General features: G+C 72.1%; 17 protein-coding genes. 10 read left to right on the top strand and 7 right to left on the bottom strand.

The window, feature by feature from the left end:
• Window positions 1-60 precede the first annotated feature (60 nt).
• Both ACFVH5_RS09765 and ACFVH5_RS09760 read left to right on the top strand, forming a co-directional pair.
• Window positions 61-852 carry a siderophore-interacting protein gene (locus tag ACFVH5_RS09765; protein ID WP_385833021.1) on the top strand — a complete coding sequence of 264 codons (792 nt, stop codon included), beginning with the start codon at window positions 61-63 and terminating at the stop codon, window positions 850-852.
• 93 nt (window positions 853-945) lie between these two features.
• Window positions 946-3,141: a 2Fe-2S iron-sulfur cluster-binding protein gene (locus ACFVH5_RS09760; protein ID WP_385833020.1), complete on the top strand. Its 2,196-nt coding sequence runs from the start codon at window positions 946-948 to the stop codon at window positions 3,139-3,141.
• On the opposite strand, the gene ACFVH5_RS09755 is transcribed toward ACFVH5_RS09760, so the two are convergent.
• A complete protein-coding gene (locus ACFVH5_RS09755; protein WP_385833019.1) occupies window positions 3,111-4,220 on the bottom strand; it encodes an alkene reductase in 1,110 nt (369 codons plus the stop codon). The two genes, ACFVH5_RS09760 and ACFVH5_RS09755, sit on opposite strands and share 31 nt — an antisense overlap.
• 61 nt (window positions 4,221-4,281) lie before the next feature.
• Between ACFVH5_RS09755 and ACFVH5_RS09750 the strand changes: the two genes are divergently transcribed.
• Window positions 4,282-4,698, top strand: a complete 417-nt coding sequence (locus ACFVH5_RS09750; protein WP_385833018.1) for a MerR family transcriptional regulator — start codon at window positions 4,282-4,284, stop codon at window positions 4,696-4,698.
• A gap of 9 nt (window positions 4,699-4,707) precedes the next feature.
• On the opposite strand, the gene ACFVH5_RS09745 is transcribed toward ACFVH5_RS09750, so the two are convergent.
• Complete coding sequence (locus ACFVH5_RS09745; RefSeq protein WP_385833017.1) at window positions 4,708-5,121, bottom strand: cupin domain-containing protein; 414 nt, start codon at window positions 5,119-5,121, stop codon at window positions 4,708-4,710.
• A 419-nt stretch (window positions 5,122-5,540) separates the two neighbouring features.
• Between ACFVH5_RS09745 and ACFVH5_RS09740 the strand changes: the two genes are divergently transcribed.
• From ACFVH5_RS09740 to ACFVH5_RS09730, 3 genes are all read left to right on the top strand, one after another.
• Window positions 5,541-6,530 (top strand): helix-turn-helix transcriptional regulator, encoded by a 990-nt coding sequence (locus tag ACFVH5_RS09740; RefSeq protein ID WP_385833016.1) that lies wholly within the window; start codon window positions 5,541-5,543, stop codon window positions 6,528-6,530.
• An 11-nt stretch (window positions 6,531-6,541) separates the two neighbouring features.
• A complete protein-coding gene (locus ACFVH5_RS09735) occupies window positions 6,542-7,528 on the top strand; it encodes an aldo/keto reductase (protein ID WP_385833014.1) in 987 nt (328 codons plus the stop codon).
• A 224-nt stretch (window positions 7,529-7,752) separates the two neighbouring features.
• The gene (locus ACFVH5_RS09730) at window positions 7,753-8,484 is read left to right on the top strand and encodes a dienelactone hydrolase family protein (protein WP_385833066.1); all 732 of its coding nucleotides are present in this window, start codon (window positions 7,753-7,755) and stop codon (window positions 8,482-8,484) included.
• Window positions 8,485-8,506: 22 nt separating this feature from the next.
• Here ACFVH5_RS09730 and ACFVH5_RS09725 read toward each other — a convergent pair whose 3' ends face one another.
• Complete coding sequence (locus tag ACFVH5_RS09725; RefSeq protein ID WP_385833013.1) at window positions 8,507-9,430, bottom strand: squalene/phytoene synthase family protein; 924 nt, start codon at window positions 9,428-9,430, stop codon at window positions 8,507-8,509.
• A gap of 172 nt (window positions 9,431-9,602) precedes the next feature.
• Complete coding sequence (locus ACFVH5_RS09720) at window positions 9,603-10,532, bottom strand: lytic polysaccharide monooxygenase (RefSeq protein WP_385833012.1); 930 nt, start codon at window positions 10,530-10,532, stop codon at window positions 9,603-9,605.
• Window positions 10,533-10,752: 220 nt separating this feature from the next.
• Between ACFVH5_RS09720 and ACFVH5_RS09715 the strand changes: the two genes are divergently transcribed.
• The 4 genes from ACFVH5_RS09715 to ACFVH5_RS09700 all read left to right on the top strand — a co-directional run bounded on the left by ACFVH5_RS09715 (window position 10,753) and on the right by ACFVH5_RS09700 (window position 14,179).
• Entirely contained in the window at window positions 10,753-11,433 is a 681-nt protein-coding gene (locus ACFVH5_RS09715) for an ABC transporter permease (RefSeq protein ID WP_107019488.1), read from the top strand.
• Entirely contained in the window at window positions 11,430-12,095 is a 666-nt protein-coding gene (locus ACFVH5_RS09710) for an ABC transporter permease (protein WP_385833065.1), read from the top strand. Before ACFVH5_RS09715 ends, ACFVH5_RS09710 begins: the two co-directional genes overlap by 4 nt.
• Entirely contained in the window at window positions 12,092-13,054 is a 963-nt protein-coding gene (locus ACFVH5_RS09705; RefSeq protein WP_385833011.1) for an ABC transporter substrate-binding protein, read from the top strand. The genes ACFVH5_RS09710 and ACFVH5_RS09705 overlap by 4 nt, the downstream gene beginning before the upstream one ends.
• 126 nt (window positions 13,055-13,180) lie before the next feature.
• The gene (locus tag ACFVH5_RS09700) at window positions 13,181-14,179 is read left to right on the top strand and encodes a hypothetical protein (protein WP_385833010.1); all 999 of its coding nucleotides are present in this window, start codon (window positions 13,181-13,183) and stop codon (window positions 14,177-14,179) included.
• On the opposite strand, the gene ACFVH5_RS09695 is transcribed toward ACFVH5_RS09700, so the two are convergent.
• The 3 genes from ACFVH5_RS09695 to ACFVH5_RS09685 are packed head-to-tail and all read right to left on the bottom strand — an operon-like array spanning window position 14,146 to window position 17,424.
• Entirely contained in the window at window positions 14,146-15,300 is a 1,155-nt protein-coding gene (locus ACFVH5_RS09695; RefSeq protein WP_385833009.1) for a betaine/proline/choline family ABC transporter ATP-binding protein, read from the bottom strand. The two genes, ACFVH5_RS09700 and ACFVH5_RS09695, sit on opposite strands and share 34 nt — an antisense overlap.
• A gap of 22 nt (window positions 15,301-15,322) precedes the next feature.
• On the bottom strand, window positions 15,323-15,970 hold the full coding sequence (locus tag ACFVH5_RS09690; RefSeq protein ID WP_385833008.1) for a lactate utilization protein C: 648 nt from the start codon (window positions 15,968-15,970) through the stop codon (window positions 15,323-15,325).
• On the bottom strand, window positions 15,967-17,424 hold the full coding sequence (locus tag ACFVH5_RS09685; protein ID WP_385833064.1) for a LutB/LldF family L-lactate oxidation iron-sulfur protein: 1,458 nt from the start codon (window positions 17,422-17,424) through the stop codon (window positions 15,967-15,969). Before ACFVH5_RS09685 ends, ACFVH5_RS09690 begins: the two co-directional genes overlap by 4 nt.
• Between the last annotated feature and the right edge of the window lie 13 nt (window positions 17,425-17,437).

Below are 17,437 nucleotides of genomic sequence, written 5' to 3'. Positions count from 1 at the left end.
TGCCATGACCTGCGCAAACAAGCGAAGCCACATCATCGGAGCACGTCCGTGATCCCCCAGGTGAGCGTTCCCCGGGAGCGCAGGACGATCACGTTGGAGGTGCGGCGGCGCGAGCTGCTGACCCCCGGCTTCGCCCGCGTCACCCTCGGCGGCCCCGGCGTGCGGGACTTCGCCCCGGGAGGCGGCGACCAGGCCGTCCGCCTCTTCTTCCCGAGGGAGGGGCAGAGCGAACTGAGGATGCCGTCCGCCTCGAACGAGGCGGCGTGGATGGTCCAGGTGATGCTCATGCCCAGGACGGTCCGCCCGTGGGTGCGCAACCTGACCGTCCGGCGGCTGCGGCCCGCGGAGCAGGAGATCGACATCGAGTTCGCCCTGCACGGCGACTCGCCCATGAGCGCGTGGGTGCGCGGGGTCCGGCCGGGCGACCAGGCCGGGATCTTCGACCTGGGGACCAGGTACCGGCCGCCTGCGCATGCTCGGGGGCGGCTGCTGGTGGGTGACGACAGCGCGCTGCCGGCCGTTCTGTCGATCCTGGAGAGCGACCCGGATCCGCTGCCCACCGAGGTGTTCGTGGAAGTGGCGACCGCGGCCGACGTCCGGCCCGTTGCCGCGCGGGCCGGCGTGCGTTTCCACTGGCTCAGCCGCGACGACGACAGCCTGCGGCCCGGTGTCCGCGCGCTTGAGGCGATCCGCGACACGGAACTCCCCGAAGGTCCCCTCCACGCATGGGTGGCCGGCGAGTCCCGACTGGCCACCGGTGTCCGGCGGCACCTGGCCGACGACCGCGGCGTACCCAAGCGGGACATCTCGTTCCACGGCTACTGGCGACTGGGCCGGTCCACCCCCGGCTGAACCGGCCCGGTCACCGACTGAACCGGTCCACCCCCGGCGAACCGGTGCGCTCCCGGCTGAACCGGTCCACCCCCGCCTGAAAAAGGGACTCCCATGCAGCAGCACACATTCCGGCCGGACGCCTTGCGCCGGCTCTCGTCCGTGGCCGAGGTCGAGGCGGTCGTCGGCCGACCGGCCGCGATCGTCATGCGCAAGCAGATCGGCGTCCTCGACGCGGGCTGCCGCGACGTCCTGGCCCACAGTCCCGTCGCGGCCTTCGGCCACCGGAACGCCGACGGCACCGCCCGGACCACGTTCGTCGGAGGGGCGCCCGGGTTCGCGCGTGTCCACTCCCCGAAGCGGTTCTCCTTCCGCGTTCCCGGGCCGGCCGTCGCACCCGGTCCGGTCTCGCTGTTCTTCCTGCTGCCCGGTGTGGGCGAGGTGCTGCGCGTCAACGGCACCGCATCCGCCCTCAGGGGCGGGGAGACGGCCGTGGACGTCGCCGAGGCGTACGTGCACTGCGCGCAGGCCGTGATCCGCTCCGGCCTGTGGGAGCCGCCCGTCCCGTTCCCGGCGGCCGAGCCGGTGGTGGGCGGGGGCCCGCTGACCGGCCCCGGCGTGAGCGACTTCCTGGCCGCCTCGCCCTTCCTGGCCCTCTCCACCTGGGACACGGACGACGGCGGTGACACCAGCCCGCGCGGCGACCGCCGGACGGTCGCGCGCATCCTGGACGGCCGCACCCTGGTCCTCGCCGACCGCAGGGGAAACAAGCGCGCGGACTCCCTGCACAACCTGCTGCAGGACGACCGGCTCTCCCTCGCCGCACTCGTCCCCGGCCGCAGCGGAGTGCTGCACGTCCACGGGCGCGGCGCGATCACCGACGACGCCGCGCTGCTGAGCACGCTGGCTCTGCGCGGGGCGCCCCCGCATCTCGCACTCGTCATCGACGTGGAGTACGCCGAGGTGAGCGGCAACGACGCGGTGTCCGGTGCGCGACTGTGGACACCGGACGCGCGGACCGGCCATGACCGGACACCCGACATGATGGCTCTGGGCGGCGCCCACCTGGCCGCCAACTCGGCGGAATCCGGGAGCAGATCGGCATGGCTGATCAAGCTCGTCACCTCGCTGCCCGGGGTGAGCCGCCTCCTGCGCAAGGCCGCCGACCGCGCCTACGTCTCCGGACTGCGCAAAGAGGGGTACGACGACGTCCGCGCCCCCGCTCACCATGGCGACGCCCTGCAAGGCGCCACCCAAGTCCCAGCCGTGGAAAGCCCGTTGCGCCCTGTCCGTGTCCGCGAGATACGCCAGGAGACACCCACCGCCCGGACCCTGGTCCTTGAGGACGTGGCCGGTGGGGCCGGGCGATTCGACTTCCACCCGGGCCAGTTCTTCACGCTGGTGACGGACTTGGAGGGCATGCCGGTACGACGTGCCTACTCGGCCTCCTCGGTCCCCGGCGCGACCCACCTGGAACTCACCGTCAAGCATGTGGAGGGCGGGCGCTTCTCCACACACGCCCACCGCGGACTGCGTCCCGGGGACCAGCTCGCGGTCCGCGGTCCCTCCGGCACCTTCCACATCCCGGCGCAGGCGCCCGGGGAACTGGTGCTCATCGCGGCGGGCAGCGGCATCACTCCCATGATGAGCATGATCCGAACCCGTCTGTCCGATCCTGCGGCGGAGGGCAGAATCCATCTGCTCTACGGCAGCCGGGGGCCCGAAGACATCATCTTCGGCGACGAGCTGACCCGTATGGAGAAGGACTGTCCGGAGCGACTGGCGGTCACCCACGTCCTCTCCCGCCGCGACGGCCGGCTCGGCGCCGACGGCGTCCACCGATGGGTGACCGGCCTGCCCCTGTCCGAGGGCGCACACCACTATGTGTGCGGACCCGAAGCGCTGATGGACACCGTCCAGGACGTCCTGCGGCAGCTCGGCGTGCCGGACGACCGCATGCACCAGGAACGCTTCACCGGTGGCGTGCCCGCTCCCGCCGCCGCGGCACCCCAGGAGATGAGAGTCGAGAACGAGGGGGTCCTCGTCGGAGCCGCCGTGGTCGAGCCCGGCCAGACGCTGCTCGACGCCGGTCTCGCCGCGGGGCTGCGCATGCCGTACTCCTGCACGGTCGGCAACTGCGGCGAGTGCGTGGCGCGCCTGCGCGGCGGAGAGGTCACGCAACCCGAGCACACCTGCCTCACAGCCGAGCAGAAGGCCGAGGGCTACGTGCTGACCTGCGTCGGTTGCCCCCTGTCGAAGGTGACGCTCGACATCGCCGGTCAGGCGGACTCCGCGGGCAGCGTCGGGTAGTCGGTGTAGCCGGTGGGGCCGCCGGTGTACATCGCGTACCTGGCACGTACGGGATTGACGGGGGCGCCCAGGCGGATCCGCTCGACCAGGTCGGGGTTGGCGAGGAAGGGGCGGCCCAGGGCGATGAGGTCGGCGCCCGCGGCCAGGAGGCGTTCGGCGGCGCGACGGCCGCCGTCGGCGGGGATCTGCTCCGGCGGCAGGACCGGGTTGGCGATCAGGGTGCCGGTCCAGAGGTCACGCAGCCGGGCGAAGAGCGGCCGGCCGGGGTCGGCGAAGGCGATGTGGAGATAGGCCAGGCCCTTGCCCGCGTTGGCGGTGAGCAGGGCCGGGTAGAGGTCGTCGGCATCGGTGTCGGTGATGCCGTTGACGGTGTTGCCGGGCGAGATGCGCAGGCCGGTCCGCTCGGCGCCGATGGCGTCGGCGACGGCGTCCACGACCTCGGTGGTGAAGCGGATGCGGTTCTCGACGCTGCCGCCGTGGGCGTCGGTGCGGTGGTTGGTGTTGGGGGCGAGGAACTGGTGGAGCAGGTAGCCGTTGGCGCTGTGCACCTCGACTCCGGCGAAACCCGCGTCGACGGCCCGGCGGGCGGCGTCGGCGAAGTCGCGCACGGTCCGGCGGATGTCGTCGGCCGTCATCTCGCGCGGGGTGACCGCTTCCTGGCGCCCGGTGGGGGTGTGGACGGTCTCGGGGAGCGGGATCGGTGAGGGGGCCAGTGGAGTGAGGCCGCTGGTGTCGGGGTGGCCGACCCGGCCGCCGTGCTGGAGCTGCAGGAACATCGGACCGCCCCCGGCGGCGTGGACCGCCTTGGTGACCTGGCGCCAGCCGGCGGTGTGGGCGTCGGTGTGCAGGGCGGTGATGTTCGGATAGGTCTGGCCGACCGCGTTCGGGGTGGACGCCTCGGCGATGATCGCCCCGGCCGTGGCGCGCTGCGCGTAGTACTCGGCCATCAGCGGGGTGGGGGTGCCGTCGCTCTCGGCGCGGTTGCGGGTCATGGGCGCGATGACCAGACGGTTCGCCAGCCGGTGGCTGCCGAGGCGGGCCGGGGCCAGGAGGGGGGAGGTCGTCGTTTCGTACGTCATGTGGGTACCGTAGAACTTGACGTCAATGTGAGAATCAAGCGGAAATGATGTGATCTGCGTCATGCGAATCGGTGAGCTGGCCCGGCGCACGGGCGTCAGTGAACGGTCGCTGCGGTACTACGAGCAGGAGGGCCTGCTGACCGCGGAGCGGACACCGGGCGGGCACCGGGACTACACGGAGCCGGCGGTGGCCCGGGTGCGACGCATCCAGGAGCTCTACGCGGCCGGTCTGTGCAGCTCGAAGATAGTGCGGCTGCTGCCCTGCATGCGTGACGGCGACGGCGAGGGCGACGGTGACGGTGACAGCGGACCGGCGGAGACCGCCGACGCGTTCCTGGTGAGCGAGCTGACGGTGGAGCGGGCCCGCATCGACCGCATGATCGAGGACCTGCAGCGCTCCCGCTCCCTGCTGGACAGCATCATCGACACCGCCGCCGCGTCCCCGGGCCGGGAGCGCGGGGCGCCTCGACCCCGGTGAAGCGGGCCGTCAGCGGCCGGTGAGCTTCAGGGCGGCGGTGTACTCCTCGTCGGTGACGGGCTCCAGCCAGGTGGTCCCGTCCCCGCCGCCGTCGCCGACGACCATGGCGATGTGGGCCATGAGGGTGGTGTCGGTGGCGCCGTGCCAGTGCTCCTCGCCGGCCGGACACTTGACCGTCTCACCGGCGCCGATGCGCACGACGCTCCCGTCGCGGGTACCGACCAGGCCCACGCCGTCGGTGACGTACAGGACCTGTCCCTTGGCGTGGGAGTGCCAGTTCGTACGCGCGCCGGGTGTGAACCGCACCAGCGCGGACGCCAGGTGGGCGGGCGCGGAGGGCGTCTCGATCATGTTGAGGTGGACGTCGCCGGTGAAGCGCCCGGCCGGGGCCTTGAGGGTGGGGGTTTCCATGATGTGTTCCACGACTGTCTTCCTCGATCCGAAGAGGGCGGGCTTGGGGAACCATCGTCTGTCGCGGTTCCTGCAGCGGCAGCGCGGGCCGGGTCCCTCACGAGATGTCCCGCAGGGGCGCGGCCCCACCGACGTCAAGGAAATCGCAGGTCAGACGGGCGTGGAAGGTACGGTCGTCACAGGTACCGACAGGGTCCCCCTCATCCGGGCCGACCGGCCCAGGGCCTGTCTGACCATTCCCGTCTGCCGGGCGACGCCATGCACGCCCTCTCGCCGCACCGGGCACCGAGCCAAGTATGTCCAGTACGAGGCTCTGTGCCCGGCACTCCCCCAGCCTCCGACCGGGGGACCCCCAGAGCACGCGCCTGACGCCGCCCGGCCGCCCTGCGGGCGACGACGGGAATGGTCAGACAGGCCCTAGCCTGGAACGCGTGAGCACCGAGAGCGACATCCGCGAGTTCCTGGCCTCCCGCCGCGCGAAGATCACCCCGCAGCGGGCCGGGCTGCCCGCCTACGGCGGCAACCGGCGGGTGCCCGGGCTGCGGCGCGAGGAAGTCGCCCTCCTCGCCGGGGTCAGCATCGACTACTACGTCCGTCTGGAGCGCGGTCATCTCGCCGGCGCCTCGGAGGGCGTCCTGGACTCCGTCGCGAACGCCCTCCAGCTGGACGACGCCGAACGCTCCCACCTCTACGACCTGGCCCGCGCCGCCGCCAAGCGGCCCGCCCGCCGCACCCGGCGCCCCCGCGGCCCGCTGCCGGACAGCGTCCTGCGCGTCCTCGACGCCATGACCGACGCCCCGGCCTTCATCCGCAACGGCCGCCTGGACATCCTCGCCGTCAACCGCCTCGGCCGCGCCCTGTACAGCCCTCTCCACGCGGGCACGGAGCAGCGTAGGCACGGGGGAGAGGAACAACGTACTCACGCAGGGAAGGCGGAGCGCGCGGTCAACATCGCCCGCTTCCAGTTCCTCGACCCCGCCGGGAGCGACTTCTTCCCGGACCGGGAGGAGTCCGTGAACACCACCGTGTCCCTGCTGCGCACCGAGGCGGGGCGCGCTCCGGGCGACAGCGAGCTGACCGGGCTGATCGGTGAACTCGTCACCCGCAGCGAGGAGTTCCGCACCGCCTGGGCCAAGCACAACGTGCGCCTGCACCACACCGGCCGCAAGGCCTTCCGGCATCCCGCCGTCGGTGAGATCACCCTCGACTTCGACGCCATGGACCTGCCCGCCCAGCCCGGCCTCACCCTGACCGCCTACAGCGCCGCGCCCCACACCCCGGCCCATGACGCGCTCAAGCTGCTCGCCGCCTGGGCTGCGACGGAAGACGCGTCCGCGGCCACCGACGACGCATCCGCTGTGGCCGAGGACCGGTCCGCCACCGCCGAGGACGGATCCACGACCGCCATCGACACCGCATGAGGAGCCGCACGATGCACACCCGCACCCTCGGGCAGGGACTTGAGGTCTCGGCGATCGGCCTGGGCTGCATGGGCATGTCCCAGAGCTACGGCCCCAACCCCGGCGACCGCGCGGACATGATCGGCGTGCTCCGCGCCGCCGTCGACCGCGGCATCACCTTCTTCGACACCGCCGAGGTCTACGGCCCCTACGTCAACGAAGAACTCGTCGGGGAAGCCCTCGCCCCCGTACGCGACCGGGTCGTCCTCGCGACCAAGTTCGGCTGGCGCATCGAGGACGGTACGTCGGCCGGGCTCGACAGCCGCCCGGAGCAGATCGAGCGGGTCGCGGACGCCTCGCTGCGCCGCCTGCGCACGGACACGATCGACCTCTTCTACCAGCACCGGGTCGACCCGGACGTCCCGATCGAGGACGTCGCCGGAGCGGTCGCGGAACTCGTACAGGCGGGCAAGGTACGCCACTTCGGCCTCTCCGAGGCGGGCGCGGCGACGATCCGCCGGGCGCACGCCGTCCACCCCGTGACCGCCGTCCAGAGCGAGTACTCCCTGTGGACCCGCGACCCCGAGCCCGAGGTGCTGCCCACGCTCGCCGAACTCGGCATCGGATTCGTGCCGTTCAGTCCGCTCGGCAAGGGCTTCCTCACCGGCACCGTGGACACCGCGACCGCGTTCACCGAGGGCGACATCCGCACCACCGTCCCGCGGTTCCAGCAGGACAACCTCGCTGCCAACCAGGCCCTGGTCGACCACGTCGCCGTACTCGCCCGCGCCCGCGGGGCCACGCCGGGGCAGGTCGCGTTGGCCTGGCTGCTCGCCCAGCGTCCCTGGATCGTGCCGATCCCCGGCACCCGTCGGGTGGCACGCCTGGAGGAGAACGCGGGCGCGGCCCAAGTCGCCCTGTCCGCCGACGACATCGCGGACCTCGACGCCGCGGCGGCCCGCATCGGTGTGCACGGCGACCGCTACAACCCCATGCACCTGGGACTCGTCGGCAGGTGAGACGGCGTCCGCCGAGGGGATGCCGCGCGCCCGCGAAAACCCGTTGGCGGACCCGAGCGGCCCCTGCTACTTTTCCGGAGGCCGTGCGAGAGAACGAGGAGGTGGTACCCGTGACATCACTGTCGACATGGGTGCTCTCCTCCGGGGTCACGGTCGGGCGATAGGTCGTCCGGGAGCGCCGTTCAGCAGCACTCCCGAAAGGCCCGACCATGCGTGACACGACCATGCACTTCACGTCCGAGCAGCGCCTCGAAGACGGCGTCCTCGCACGTGAGTTCACCCTCGGCGAGATCCCCGGCACCCTGTGGACGTCCGCATCCACCACATCCGCCGCACCGGCCCCGCTGATCCTCATGGCCCACAACAACGGCCTCCCCAAGCGGGACGCCCGGCTGGTGGCCCGGGCCCGGCACTCCGTGGGACGCGGCTACGCGGTGGCCTCCATCGACGCCGCCGGGTGCGGTGACCGGCCCCGCTCCGCCGCCGACGAACAGACCCGCGCCGACCTCCGGCGGGCGATGCGGGCAGGCGAGCCGGTCGACGAGATCTTCGAGTCCCTCGTCGGCCCGCTGGTCGGGAAGGCGGCCCCGGAATGGCGGACCACCCTGGACGCCCTCCTGTCGCTGCCGGAGATCGGCGGCCCGGTCGGGTACTCGGGGTGGACCGCCCTCGGCATCCGGCTGGCGGTGACCGAGCCACGTATCGCGGCCGCCGGGTTCTTCGCCGGGGGATACGTGCCCCACGCCCAGCGCGAGGAGGCCCGGCAGGTCACCGTCCCGCTGCTGCTCCTGCTGCAGTGGGACGACGAGGGGAACCCCCGGCAACGGGCCCTGGACCTGTTCGACGCCTTCGCCACCAAGGAGAAGACCCTGCACGCCAACACGGGCGGCCACACCGGCACCCCGTGGTTCGAGGCGGAGGACGCGGGCCGCTTCTTCGACCGACACCTGAAGTAAGTTCTGGGGTCACGCGGCGCTCTCAGAGCGTGCTGGTCCTCGCCGTCGCGCCGACCGGTTCGGCGCGGCGGGTCAGGAGGCGTAGGCAGGCCAGCGGGCGGTCGCGTACGGGGCGGCGGGTGACCGTGGCGCCGCGGGTCGCCACCGATTCCAGGCGCTGGTGGTGCAGGTCCAGGATGAAGCGCATCAGCCGCCGGTGTTCGTCCGAGCAGTGGTCGAGCAGCACACCCGCCTCCCGGAGCGTGGCGCGCGCGGTGCGGGCGGTGGCCGCGACCAGCGCGCGTACCCCGGGCAGGTCGCGGCCCCGCTCCAGGTCCTCGCGCGTGATGTCGTACCGGTCGAGATCGCTGACCGGCAGGTACAGGCGCCCGCCACGCAGATCCTCGTGCAGGTCGGTCAGGATGTCCGTCCGCTGGGCCGCGTCGGCGAACAGCCGGCAGGCGGCGGCGAACTCGGCGCTGCCGCCGCCCTGATGGGCCAGCCCCGAGGTGATCATCAGGAACGGCCAGGTGAGCTGTTCCACGTACCGCTGGTAGTCGGCCTCGGTGGCGAAGCCGGGGAAGTCGAGGTCGATCCGCGCGCCGTCCAGATACGAGTCGACCCACCGGCGCGGCAGCTCCCGGGCGGCAGCGGTGTTCAGGAACGCGCGCAGCAGCGGGTGCTCGGCGCTTCCCGAGTCCAGCGCCGTGCGCACCTGCGCGTCCCACGCGTCGTAACGCCGGGTGCGTTCGTCGACCGTGCCCCGGTCGCAGACGTCGTCGGTGTAGGAGGCGAACGCGTAACCCGCGAGGACATGGGGCTGGTGGTCCGCGGGCACCATCAGGCGCACCGCCAGATAGCCGGCCGGCTCCCGCCGCTGCATGAACCGCACGGCCTTCATGTAGTCGTCACGCAGCACGCCCTGGCTCACCTCGGCCGCTTCCAGACTTTTCCGCCAGGTCCGCACGTTCCGCTCTCCTGAGACTGCCAGTCTTCAACCGCCGAAGCGACGCACGCTACCAGTCAGGTGATCTTCGGCGGACGGCAGGTCCTGGAGGCCGGTCCGGGCGGCCAATCCCGCCGGGAGCTCCCGGCGGGAGATCCGGTGTACGGAAGGACCGGGCGGCGGATCGAGGGCGTCAGCGGCGCCTGCGCAGGGTGTACGCGGCGCCCGCCGTGATCAGGAGCCCCGCCGCGCCGCCCGCCACGAGGGGCAGCGCCGGGGCCCGGTCGTCGCCGGAGGTGGCGGAGGAGACCGCCTCGCCGGGATCACTGGTCACCGTCTCCGACGGCTGCGGGGGAGCACTGGTGGCGCCGGCCGGGGACTTCGACGGGGAGGGCGCGGCGCTGGTCTCCGCCGCCGCGGACTTCGTCGGCGACGCGGCCGGCTTGCGCGTCGCGGAGCCGCCGGAGCCCGCGGACCCGGCAGCGTCCTTCGCGGCGGGGAAGACCACGTCGGAGCACGAGTAGTACGTGTCCGGCGTACTCGTGTTCTGCCAGATCGTGTACAGCAGATGGCGTCCGGTGCGGTCGGCCGGCAGCGTGGCCTTGATCCGGTAGGCGCCGTTCACCAGGGCAGGATCGGTGGCCGTCGCGAAGGGCTTGGCCGGCAGATCGGACCACTTGAGCGGCTTCGTCGGGTCGTAGCCGTCCTTCGTCAGGAACAGCTTGAACGTTCCTGTGTGCGGGATCGTCGACTTGTAGGTGAGCGTCATGGCCGCCCCGGCCGTCAACGTGGTCGAGGGCCAGTCGGCGCGGGCCAGGTCCAGGCCCCGGTAGGCGGCGAGGCCACCGCTGCACAGCTTGCCGTCGGGGACGACCTGCCGGTCCCGGCCGCCGACACCCGCCAGCCGCAGGTTGTCGAAGACGGCGACACCGGAGGCGGTGGCGGCCCGGCAGGCCGCCGACTGCGCCCGCTGTCCGCCCTCGGGGGAGCAGGCCACCACCCGGCTGACCGGATCCGTCGGCGCCCCGTGCGCGGCTGCGGGCCCGGCGGCCCCCACCGCGAGCAGGAGCGGGGCCGTCCCGGCGAGGACGACGAGGGCGGCGGTGCGGGGTGCGGTCGTCATGGGCGGGATTCCTCCTGGGACGGCGGGCAGGGGAAGCCCGCTGTCCCTGAAGTACGGGAGAGGCGCAAGGGGCGTTCAACGCGCCCCACGGCCCGTGCGTAACTCCTCCTTCGGGTCACTCCCTGTGCGGCCGGCTCCCCGTACGGGTCATCAATTCGCGCCGTACGCCGCCCGGCCCGCTGGAATGGACCGTGACCGGACCCGTGACCGGAAGGGACCCGTGACCGCGCCCCCGGACGACTGCCTCGCGCGCAACGAGTGGATCTGCGGCGACTATCTGAGCACCCGCCGCCACATCCTCCTCGACGCGGTCGGCCAGCACCTCCAGCTGACGGTGCTGTCCGTCCTCATCGGCCTGGCGATCGCCCTGCCGCTGGCCGTACTGGCCCGCCGCTGGGGCTGGGCCGCGGGCCCGGTGCTCGCCGTCACGACCGTCCTCTACACGATCCCGTCGCTGGCGATGTTCTCGCTGCTCCTGCCGGTGTACGGGCTGTCGGCGGCCCTCGTCGTCGCCGGGCTCGTCCTCTACTCGCTGACCCTGCTCGTACGGAACATCCTGGCCGGGCTCCGGGCCGTACCCGAGGACACCCGGCAGGCGGCCCGCGGCATGGGGTACGGGCCCGTGCGGCTCCTGCTCACCGTCGAACTGCCGCTGGCCCTGCCCGCCGCCATGGCGGGGCTCAGGATCGCCACCGTCTCCGCGGTCTCGCTCGCCACGGTCGGCGCGATCGTCGGCTTCGGAGGGCTCGGCAACCTCATCTACGCGGGCATGAACACCTACTTCAAGGCCCAGGTCCTCACCGCGTCCGTGCTGTGCGTGGTCATCGCGGTCGCCGCCGATCTGCTGCTGCTCGGGATCCAGTGGCTGATCACCCCCTGGACGAGAGCGAGGCGCGGATGAACACCCTCACCGACGCCTGGAACTGGCTCACCGACCCGGCGCACTGGGCGGGCGACGACGGCGTCTGGCACCGGCTCGGCCAGCATCTCGTCCTGACCGTCGTCTGCCTCGTCATCAGCTGTCTGATCGCGCTGCCCGTCGCCCTCGTCCTGGGCCACCTAGGCAGGGGCGGCGCGCTCGCCGTCAACATCTCGAACGTCGGCCGGGCCGTCCCCACCTTCGCGGTCCTGGTCCTGCTGCTGCTCACCCCCATCGGCGACCGGGGCGAGGGCCCCACCGTCGTCGCGCTCGTCCTGTTCGCCGTACCGCCGCTGCTCACCAACGCGTACGTCGGGATGCGCGAGGTCGACCGGGACGTCGTCCGGGCGGCCCGCGGCATGGGGATGACCGGCCGGCAGCTGCTGTGGCGGGTCGAGGCGCCGCTCGCGATGCCGATGATCATGGGCGGGGTGCGGATCGCGGCCGTACAGCTCGTGGCCACCGCCACGATCGCCGCGCTCGCGGGCGGCGGCGGACTCGGCCGGATCATCACCGCCGGGTTCAACCTGGCGAGCACGCCGCAGGTCGTCGCCGGAGCCGTCCTCGTGGCCGTCTTCGCGCTGCTCGTCGAGGCCGTCTTCGAGGCGGCCGAACGGCTGCTGCCCCGACGGGGCACACGATGAGGGCGGGGCACGGGACCAGGTGGGGCGGGGCCCTCGCCGGCGTGCTCCTGCTGCTCCTGCCGACCGCCTGCGCCTCCGGCCCCTCCCTGGAGAACCAGGGCGAGGTCACCGCACCGCCCGGCGACAGCAGGAACCTGACCATCGGCTCGGCCGGCTTCACCGAGAGCGACCTGCTGGCCACCATGTACGGACTGCTGCTGAACCAGGCCGGCTACAGGACGTCGACGCTCACCGTCGCCAACCGCGAACTGTACGAACCCGCCCTGGAATCGGGGCAGATCGACGTCGTCGCCGAGTACGCGGCGACCTTCGCGGACTGGCTGAACGCCAAGACCAACGGGGCGGACGCCCCCGCCGTCGGCTCGCCCGACCTGGACGCCACGATGGCCGCGCTGCGGAAACTGGCCACGCCCCGCGGACTCACCGTCCTCGACCCCGGCAAGGCCGTCGACCAGAACGCCTTCGCCGTGACCCGGGCCTTCGCCCGCGAGCACGACCTGAAGACACTCAGCGACCTGGGGGCGTCCGGCGTCGCCGTGCGGCTCGCGGCGGGCGACGAGTGCGTGCAACGGCCGTACTGCGAACCAGGATTGAAGAAGACGTACGGCATCGACATCACCGGTGTGGACCCCAAGGGCGTCGGCACTACGCAGGCGAAACGGGCCGTGCAGAACGGCCAGGACCAGATGGTGCTGACCACCACGACGGACGCGACCCTCGACGACTTCGGCCTGGTCCTGCTCACGGACGACAGACACCTCCAGAACGCCGACTACATCGTGCCGGTGGTCAACCGCTCGCGGGCGGGCGGCAAGAACGTCGCGGCGGCCCTCGGCAAGCTCAACGGGGTACTGACGACACGGGACCTGGCGTCCATGAACCAGCAGGTGGACAGCTGGCGCCGACTGCCCGAGGACGTGGCCCGGACGTATCTGCGGGACCGCGGATTGCTCCCGTAGCGGGACCGTGACGACTGTCGCAGTACTGGTGCGGCGGAACGGCTTCCCGCACAACCCCCGTGTCGGTACACGTCTTACATGGAAAACGGGGGACACCGCCCGACGAGGCGGGAGAAGTTATCGGAAATGAGGGTGGGGGCGCCCACGGTCGAAAAGCCCGAACTGCTGAGCGAAGCGGATTCGGTTTCCCGCGGCGACTACGAGAAGCTGGGCAGAGCGTTCCCGAAGCAGCAGCTGGAACTCCAGCGGCTGTACGGGGTCTCCCAGCGGGCCTTCGAGCGGGAGACCAGGATCTCGCTGATGGCCACCGTGGTGTACACGCTGCGCAGCGCGCTCGCCTCCCCGCAGCTCGACGACGCATCGGCCAGGTCCAGCATGGCCGCCTACCTGGACAAGGAGATCGCCGGCATCCGGGCCAGGGTGCGCCAGGACAGAGCGGTGGCCGTCAGCCGCGGGCTCAACGTCGGGCTCTCCAGCGGGCTGCTGATCAGCCTCCTGCTGCTCGGCCTTCCGCTGATGGCGGGCGCGTGGGGATGGCTCGCGGACGTGGGAATCACCCTGAGCTGCAGCGACCGCTGGACGCTCATGGGTGTCTTCCTGAGCGGCGGAGCCGGGGCGTTCGGCGCGGTGTTCAGCGTGCTGGCGCGGCTGCGCAACAGCGGGGACGAACTGACCCGTCGCAAGACCAACGGACACAGCGCGGCCGTCGTACCGGGCCAGATGTCGCGGAGCATGCGGCACGAGGGCGTCTACCGCGTGGTCATCGGCTGGGTCCTCGGTATCGCCGTGTTCCTGCTGCTGAGCGCGGAGTTCGTCCAGGTGATCGAGATACCGGTCGCCACGGCCGACATCTGCGGCGGCGGTGAGGGGACGAACACCTCGTTCTGGGTGTTCTGGTGCGCCATCGGCTTCCTGTCGGGCTTCAACGAACGATGGGCCTTCGGACTGCTGAACCGCTCGTCCCGCTCCTACGGCGCGGACCGGACGGCCGACCCGGGCGACACAGCAGGTGCGGACGACACAGCGGATACGGGCGCCACACCAGGTACGGGTGCTGCGGTCGGCGCGGACAGCGGCAGGAGGTCCAGGACTCAGGCGTCCGCCACCGAGTCGAAGTCCACCTGACCCCGCGGCACACCAAGCGCGTCCGCGTCCACCGAGCGGCGCAGCGCCTCGTGCAGCTTCGCCGGGGTCAGTACGCCGAGGAAGCGCGCCCCGTCGAGCACGGCCACCCAGCCGGCGTCGTGCTGGAGCATCACGCCGAAGGCCTGCTTGAGCGGGGCGCCCACCGCGACCCAGGAGTTCATCCGATGGACGAGGGCGGCCACCGTGCCGCCCCCGGCCAGCGCCTCGGCGCCCACCCAGCCGTGCAGATCGCCGTCCGCGTCCAGGACGACCGCCCAGCGCGCGCCCTCCGCGCGCAGCCGTTCGGCGGCCCGCTCGGCGGGCTCGTCGAGGCGCACCACCGGCGGCTGCTCCAGGTCGTCGGGCTCGATCTCGGTGACCGACAGCCGCTTCAGGCCCCGGTCGGCGCCCACGAAGCCCGCCACGTACGGGGTCGCCGGGGTGCCCAGCACCGCCCCCGGCGTGTCGTACTGCTCGATGCGGCCCTGCCCGTACACGGCGATGCGGTCGCCGAGCCGGACGGCCTCCTCGATGTCGTGCGTGACCAGCAGCACCGTCTTGCGCACGGCCGCCTGCATCCGCAGGAACTCGTCCTGCAACTGCTCCCGCACCACCGGGTCGACCGCCCCGAAGGGCTCGTCCATCAGCAGGACGGGCGGGTCGGCGGCCAGCGCCCGCGCCACGCCGACCCGCTGGCGCTGACCGCCCGAGAGCTGGTCGGGATAGCGGGAGCCGAACGTCTTCGGGTCGAGCCCGACCAGGTCGAGCAGTTCGGCGGCCCGCGCCCGCGCCTTCGCCCTCTTCCAGCCGATGAGGGTCGGCACGGTCGCCGTGTTGTCCAGGACCGTGCGGTGCGGGAAGAGGCCCACCTGCTGGATGACGTAACCGATCCGCCGGCGCAGCCGCACCGGGTCGACCTTCGCGATGTCCTCGCCGTCGACGAGGATCCGGCCCGAGGTCGGCTCGATGAGCCGGTTGACCATCATCATGGTCGTCGTCTTGCCGCAGCCGGACGGGCCCACGAGCGTGACGAGTTCGCCCTCGGACACCTCGAAGGAGAGCCCGTCCACCGCGGTCGTACCGTCCGGATAGCGCTTGGTGACCTGTTCGAACCGGATCATTCCCTCACGCTAACCGCGTCCGTCACTCTCCGCTCACCAGCACCACCTCAAGGGTGCGCGGACCGTGCACCCCCTCGACCCGGTCGAGCTCGATGTCACTGGTGGCGGACGGACCCGAGATCCAGGTCAGCGGGCGGGCCGGGTCGACGCGCTCCAGGCCCTGGGGCACCGAGGAGACGACCTGCTCCGGGACGCGGACGACACAGATGTGGTGGTCCGGGACCAGCGTGATCCGGCGGCGGCCCTGATCCGGGCTCCCGTCCAGCACGATGGTGCCGGTCTCGGCGATGGCGACGGCACACGCCGTGACCACGCTGTCGACCCGGTCCAGTTCGTCCGGGGTGTTCGCGGCGGAGTCGGGCACCTGGGTGACCTCGGTGGCCGCGAGCCACGCCGGATCCAGGCCCGTCGGTACGCAGACCGCCGCCGAACCCCGCTCGGCCAGCAGCCGGGCGATCGTCGCCGCCAGCTCACCGGCCGTGCAGCGGTGCACGAGGGCCCGGTAGTCCGCCAGGTTCTCCGCCAGCAGGTCCACCGTCTCGGCGACACCCCGATGCCCGTGCTCGCGCAGATACGGGCGCGCGAAGGCCTGGTCGTACGGCGTGTCGTCCTGCGGCACATCGGCCAGCGCACGCCGCACCCGGGCCAGGATCAGATCCCTGCTGCTCACTTCGAGGTGTCCTTTCCGCCCCGGGTCCGCTGCCACCAGTCGCGGAACGGTTCCGCGGGAACCGCCGGCAGCGACCGGGTCTCGCTCCACGCCTTGCCGGGGCCCGGCAGCGTCCGCGGATGGAAGCGGCGGGTCCGGGACGCCATCCGCTGGCCGGTGCGCAGCGCGCCCGGACGGCTGAACGCCCACCGCGCGGCGCGCATCGCCGCCCGCTCGGCTGCGTGCCCCTTGGCTGGCTTGACGACGACCTTCGCGCCCTCGCGGGTCACGGCACCGCCCTGCACGACCCGTTCCCGCAGATGCACCAGCACCTCCGGGATGTCGATCGCGACCGGGCACACGTCGTAGCAGGCACCGCACAGCGAGGACGCGTACGGGAGCGAGGCGTCTATCTCGCTCTCGGTGCCCCGCAGTTGCGGGCTGAGGATCGCACCGATGGGGCCCGGGTAGACCGAGCCGTACGCGTGGCCGCCCGCCCGCTCGTACACCGGGCAGACATTGAGACACGCCGAGCAGCGGATGCAGCGCAGCGCCTGGCGTCCCACCTCGTCGGCCAGCGTGTCGGTGCGCCCGTTGTCGATGAGGACCAGATGGAAGTCCTGCGGCCCGTCCTCGTCCGTGGTGCCCGTCCACGTCGAGGTGTACGGGTTCATGCGCTCGGCCGTCGAGGAGCGGGGGAGGGTCTGCAGGAAGACCTCCAGGTCCTGCCAGGTCGGTACGATCTTCTCGATGCCGACGACCGAGATCAGCGTCTCGGGCAGGGTCAGGCACATCCGGCCGTTGCCCTCGGACTCCACCACGACCAGGGTGCCGGTCTCGGCGACCATGAAGTTGGCGCCGGAGACACCGACCTTGGCGCGCAGGAACTTCTCCCGCAGGTGCAGCCGGGCCGCGTCGGCCAGTTCGGCGGGCGTGTCGGTCAGGCCCTCCGGTGCCGGGCGGCCCCACTCGCTCATCTCGCGCGTGAAGATCTCACGGATCTCGCCGCGGTTGCGGTGGATGGCCGGGACGAGGATGTGCGAGGGCCGGTCCTTGCCCAACTGCACGATCAGCTCGGCGAGATCGGTCTCGTAGGCGTTGATGCCCTCGGCTTCGAGCGCCTCGTTCAGCCCGATCTCCTGCGTGGCCATCGACTTGACCTTGACGACCTCGCTCTCCCCGGTCGCCTTCACCAGGTACGTGACGATGCGGTTGGCCTCGTCCGCGTCGGCGGCCCAGTGCACGGTGCCGCCCGCCGCCGTGACCGACTCCTCCAACTGCACGAGATAGCGGTCGAGATGACGGAGCGTGTGGTCCTTGATCTGCTTGCCGGCCTCGCGCAGCTCGGCCCAGTCGGAGACCTCCGCGACCGCGTTCGCGCGCTTGGCGCGGATGGTGTGCGTCGCGTGCCGCAGATTGCCGCGCAGGGTCTGGTTGTGGACGGCCTCGTGCGCGGCCTTCGGAAAGGCCGGCATACCGAGATACGTG

This window comes from Streptomyces sp. NPDC127119, assembly GCF_042677425.1.
In the GTDB taxonomy this organism is placed as follows: domain Bacteria; phylum Actinomycetota; class Actinomycetes; order Streptomycetales; family Streptomycetaceae; genus Streptomyces.
Note: the sequence above shows the minus strand (reverse complement) of the source record. Positions and strands in the feature narration are given on the sequence as shown.